Source organism: Coleofasciculus sp., from assembly GCF_046539235.1.
Lineage (GTDB): Bacteria > Cyanobacteriota > Cyanobacteriia > Cyanobacteriales > Coleofasciculaceae > Coleofasciculus.
In genome coordinates this window covers 1-5332 of sequence record NZ_JBKHHI010000437.1, presented here as the reverse complement: position 1 = coordinate 5332, position 5332 = coordinate 1, and the positions used below count along the sequence as shown (strand labels likewise).

At 43.5% G+C, this 5332-nt stretch carries 5 protein-coding genes and 1 pseudogene; 1 reads left to right on the top strand and 5 read right to left on the bottom strand.

Translation table 11 applies throughout. The features are described from left to right. A pseudogene (locus ACLFWI_RS26160) lies at nucleotides 1–725 on the bottom strand (YbjN domain-containing protein); the annotation flags it as partial. A gap of 89 nt (nucleotides 726–814) precedes the next feature. Between ACLFWI_RS26160 and ACLFWI_RS26155 the strand changes: the two are divergent. Beyond that, nucleotides 815–1126, top strand: a complete 312-nt coding sequence (locus ACLFWI_RS26155) for a hypothetical protein (RefSeq protein WP_446415352.1) — start codon at nucleotides 815–817, stop codon at nucleotides 1124–1126. A 74-nt stretch (nucleotides 1127–1200) separates the two neighbouring features. On the opposite strand, the gene ACLFWI_RS26150 is transcribed toward ACLFWI_RS26155, so the two are convergent. The 4 genes from ACLFWI_RS26150 to ACLFWI_RS26135 all read right to left on the bottom strand — a co-directional run. After that, nucleotides 1201–2154 (bottom strand): hypothetical protein, encoded by a 954-nt coding sequence (locus ACLFWI_RS26150; protein WP_446415351.1) that lies wholly within the window; start codon nucleotides 2152–2154, stop codon nucleotides 1201–1203. Nucleotides 2155–2269: 115 nt separating this feature from the next. Next, nucleotides 2270–4672, bottom strand: a complete 2403-nt coding sequence (locus ACLFWI_RS26145; protein WP_446415350.1) for a phage tail protein — start codon at nucleotides 4670–4672, stop codon at nucleotides 2270–2272. Then, nucleotides 4629–5015: a hypothetical protein gene (locus tag ACLFWI_RS26140; RefSeq protein WP_446415349.1), complete on the bottom strand. Its 387-nt coding sequence runs from the start codon at nucleotides 5013–5015 to the stop codon at nucleotides 4629–4631. Before ACLFWI_RS26140 ends, ACLFWI_RS26145 begins: the two co-directional genes overlap by 44 nt. A gap of 129 nt (nucleotides 5016–5144) precedes the next feature. Next, nucleotides 5145–5332 (bottom strand): hypothetical protein (locus ACLFWI_RS26135; protein WP_446415348.1); only part of this gene is annotated, 188 nt, incomplete at its 5' end.

The following is a 5332-nucleotide window of genomic DNA, read 5'->3' as shown; positions in this document are numbered from 1 at the left end:
TGTTTGAAGAAATTGACCATTTCCGCAAAAATCTGGATGCTGGATGGTTCAGGTTCGGTGATAGTGTTGGGTACTTGCTTTTCTAGGGCATCCAGACTGACATCAGCTAATTCTTTGAAGAAATTGAGCATTCCATCAAGCATCTGAGAGGTTGCTTTTTGCGTGACGGCAGATAAGTTAGTCTCTGTCCATTCTTTGAAGAATTTAGCAACAGCTTGATTCATTTCCTCACTGGATGTTTCACCAGAAGCCAGTGCGGAGGGATTAATATAAGCCCAGATTGTACTGTAACCTGTTTCGCCTGATTCCTGTTGCTGTTTTACGGATAAGGCTAACCAATTTTCAGTAGAAAGTAGGGGGTGATTGGGTTGTTCTTGACTAAGATTCAGGAGATAGGTTGCAGCTTTGTTCGCATCAGCTGCGTGTTCTGTTAGGTGTTGAAGTAAGTCGGGTTTTAGGCTGGTTTCGATGGTGATGTCGGCTTCAGGGAGGAATTTGCCAGAGGATAAATTACCGCGTATTTCTGGTTTAAGGTTGAATAAGGCTTGGGTGTCAATGCGTTCATAGAGTTCAAGGTTAACGTTGAAGGTAAGACGACACTCGATGAGTTGATCGTTATCTTTATATAGGGACAGGGTGATGGTGTGAAGGGTGAGGGGGGTAGTGGTGCGAGGGTATAGCGTTAAATCACTGTCCAGTTGATGATTGTCTGTCTTTGTGGTCATGGAAAGTTATGCCGATGTTGTTTAAACTATAATTTGAAGAAAGCGTTGCTCTATGCGTGTTTACTATCAACCCATTAGGTAGGATAAAAATGATTCGTCAGTTTGCTCATGAATATGTCCATTATGATTCTGTCGGAAATTTAGAACTGTGTAGAAAAGTGATTAAAAAATCAAAGGAACAACTTAAACCAATATACAACAATAAACAAATACAAGGATATCAATTGCTGCTAATACAAAATGAAATTGATGTTGAAGAAAAATTAATAGGATATAAATTTTTAGACGTTACTCACGGTAAATATCCTTTTGTATATTCATTGGTACAACCTTTGGAAAACAGTACGATAAACTTTGATAGTATAATGGAAGGCTTGTATTATATCAGAGTAGATTCTTGACACAGATGATAGATATAGTTTGGGATATAGAAACCAGCGATCCCGATGACTTACTTAAAGTCTAACTCAACATTTTAAGCCTCTAATTCGTAAATCAGAAGTTTACTGTTAGAACTATGTATAGATTTGCATCCTATAACCAAAGCAGCTGGGTACTCGGATTGGGCAGGTATAGTGTCTAAGTCTATGTAGCGGAAGTTTTCTGGCGCAGGGCAAGTTATTTCTATTTGACCATTCTCGTTGAGAGAATATACCTCATGTTCATACATAATAAATAGCCGATTAGTGAAAGAAGCAAGTCTAATCAAACTTAGAGGAAATAAGCGGGTATTTACGCTCTCGCTCTTGCCCTCCAAATTAGTCAGCGAGTAGGAACCCATAACAGTAGGGATGGGCTTGGGAGCGGAAACAGTCCATACCATCTCATCACTCCAATTCGCTACACCAATTTGTGCTGGTTCCTTCGCCAAACTGTGGTACAGCATTTGAGACTGCTCCGGCTCTACTCGCAGTACATTAGAATCCAATAGCGAGATACTATCTAATGTACGCCTCCATCCTCGCTGTACTCGTCGGGATTCTATGGAAGAAACTTGCCTAAATATAGGTGTACTTTCGTGCCATTCTAGTTTATAGACACGATGGGATTTTCCACCAGTAATCCAGAATGAATTCTCGTCCCAAACATAACGCAAATCAGCAATTCTTGGCATAGGTGGGCATTCAAGTTCGTAGGAAGAACCTCCTTCCAGTGATAGCCAATATCCCATTCGATTTTCTCCGCTCAAAATCAGCATGGTTTTGCCATCTGCCTGGAAACACCACTCATCCCTAGTTCCTGCACTACGGTAATTGCCAATGAAAGGAATAAGAGCTTTGACTTCTTCACGCCAAGGATCTATAATTTGAACTCCTTGATCGCTATCGTTGATAATAATCTCAGGATGTATAGGTCGCCGATGCACCTTATATAAGTTGCCCTTTACCGCGACTTCTTTGTCAGGATATGTTACCTTGAGCTGATTCACTTGTATTTAATGTTGTTTAACAATAAGTTGTCTAGTCTGCTCAGTCAATCTTTCTCTTTCAACTTTATTTCCTTAAATATTGGGCATAGATACTACTCAAACTTAAGTTAACAAATCAAATAGTGTCAATCTTCTTCTTAACACTGTCTCGTAATACATTGATTATATCTGTAAATTCTTCTATTAACAATTCCTTATCATCATCATCTTTACACTCCATATTTCTAGCTTCATTCCAGCGTTCTCTCTGCTCCTGTAAGATAGCATTTAAAACCATAATGTCTCGATCAAGCTGTTCAAGAGCCGCGATTTCATTTTGAATAGGAGTACGATTTTTCCCTTCTATAGTCCTTAGTTCCTGCTGTTTTTGACGTATCAAAGTCTGATTATTAATATGTTTGTCATCTATCAGAATTTGAGTATCTTCAATGTCAGACCTAGAAGTGTCTCGAACTTGAATCACCTCTGCTGGGCAATTTCTATCTTGATTAGTTGGTAACTGCTCGATAGCTGCTTTTAACAGATCACTAATCCGATCTAACTTTTGCTTTCCTTGGTTAAGTTTTCTTTTTTCCTCTCCTGTACCCTTTTCTTGGAGAATCTGCTCGGCATCTCTATCGAGAGCCGAGTCTATCCACCTATCCAAAAGTTGACTTAATCCTGATGAATCGGATTCTTGTTCGGGGTCTAAAACTTGCTGAAGTCTGCTGAGAAATCGTTCCTTGACCGCACCGTATATACGGGAATTGGTATCTCCACCTGCTGCTGATTCATTTTCTTTGCTGACTGTAAGCTCAAATACATTACTATTCAAAATATCTTCGGTTGAGTTCACAGCTTCTATCAGAGGCGTCGCAGATGAAGACGCGACAAGATTTTTTAATTCATCTACTGTTTGTCTGAGACTGTTATTAAAAATATGATGTCCCCTTTTAGGTGGACTATCATCCTCTTTTTCTTTGGTTTTCGCCTTGGGATTGATCTCAACCTCTACATAGTAGGTATCGCTATCAGTCTCCACTATGTTGGCTGATTTTAGTCGGTACTTAGATTTTAGTTCTGGAAGTTCTGCCTCGACACTCTTAGAGTTAGCTCCATCTTCGTCCATATGCTGCTCTGCTTCAGCAACGGCTCTGCCAACGTCAGCTTCCTTCTCCTCCATAGTCCGCTCATCAGGTTCACCTTCCTCACCTCTGCCAATACCCAGCCGCCTTAATAGACTAGCCGCCATCTGCTTGGCTTTTTTCAGTACAAACTCGATCGCGTCATCAACCCGCTTGCGAATCCCTTCAACAACATCCTGTACCTTCCGAGCCAATCCACTGACACCAATCAACGAAGCCAAGAAACCAATCGCCACAGGTAAAGCTTTAGCCAGCGCCGACTCAACCAAACTCGCTGCTTGACCCAGCGCACCGGATGCGATCGCACCAATCGATTCGGTTATCGCCTGCACCAGTTCGACAACCTGGCTACCTCGGTTGACGAAGAACATGACAATGTTGTAAATTGTCTGTGCTGCCTTGACAAACGCTCCGGCTGGTGTCAACAGACCCAGCATCCAGCTCACACCGGACTGAATCACTTGGGTAATCACCATATCCTTAATCTGGTCAATCACCTGCTCTTTCAAGTCGGTAAACTGGTCTTGAACCTGTTCCCATAACGCGATCGCTCCTTCAGTTTGGAAGACTTGGAACATTTCTAACCCTTGTTCCATCGCCGCCACGACTGGATCTCCAAACATCCGCACTGCCTTGGAGCGAATATAATCCCAGGTCAGACCCAGTATTTGCGCGACTAAGTTAAAAATACCCTCTAAGCTGAACAGATCATCGGGAATCTGAATACCTAACCCTCCCATCGTCCCCGTCAACCAGGCAACCAATCCGCCTTGCAAGTGGGTGGCAATATTGCCAACAAAGTTATCTAAGCCCTGCTTCACCCCACTGATTAAATTGCCCAAGAACCCAATTGGGTCTGATAGAATCGCGCCAATTGCACCCGCCGCACCTGCCAACACGCCTTCGAGCATGGAGCGGATTTGCCCCATCGTGTTGAAAACCCCACCCATCATATCCGTGAATTGGTTGACTAAACCCTGATTTTCCGCTTGCATCTCCTCAATGCGGGCATCAACCTCTTGCAGACTCGTACTGTACTGCTGTGCCAATGAGTCGATTAACTCATTTTGCTTGTTGTTAACACTTTCCTCTAACTGATCAAATTGGCTTTGAATGTTCTGTGCTGCGTCCTCTCCTACCTGTCGGAGATTGTCTGGCAACCCAGCTACATACTCCTGAATCTCCTGCTTGCCTTGATTAATTCGTTCTTTTGCCTCATTGAGTTTTTCAGCAACATAATTGGCAATATCGGTGAGCGCGATATCCATCTCATCGATATATAATTGCCGCCCATCGACAAAGAATTGATTCACCTCTGGTGGTAAGCCAAATACCGCATCACTGAACCGTTCATCGTAGCCTGTAATATCCCACAATAATAAATTCGGGTTCATTAGAATTCGCCAGTTGTTCCTCGGTGACATTTTCTGCCGCCATCTGCTGGTCGAGTTCTTGGCTATTTGCCTGTAACGGTGCGGATACTTCAGCCTCACTCCTTGGTTGGGGAACGGCTCCCTCGGCATTGACATCGGTTGGCTCTCCCGCCTCGGGCTGCTCTAGCGGTGTCGCAACTCTTGCTTCAATACTACTGGTATCCGGTTCTGCCTCGACTGTCTCTTGAATACCTCCTGCGGCTTGTTCCTGTTCCTGGGTAACTTGTGAGGATGCCTCTTGCCTAACTGAATCGATTTGATTATTGTTTTGGAATTGTTGCTGCTGCCGCACTCCCACCTTCATTGGCTACCTGGGGAGTGGCTGGAGCCATGTCACCACCTGATTCTGGCGCTGGTGCGGGAGTGGGTTGTACGGGTTGGGGTTTATTCTCTTTTTCTGTTTGTTCTTGGGGATTTTCTCGGCGTTGGATTTTCAGTTGTGCCGGAAAACCGGATACCAGGCGTTCTTTTGTCTGTAGCTTATTTGATTTAATTTGGGGTGAGAGGCGGGTTGAATTTGCTGAGAAGAGGAATTTGTGAACTTGCCCAGATTAACCTGTCTGGGGATCGAGGATGACGGTGTACCTGGAACGTTTACCGGAATTTCGAGGAAATTGTGAT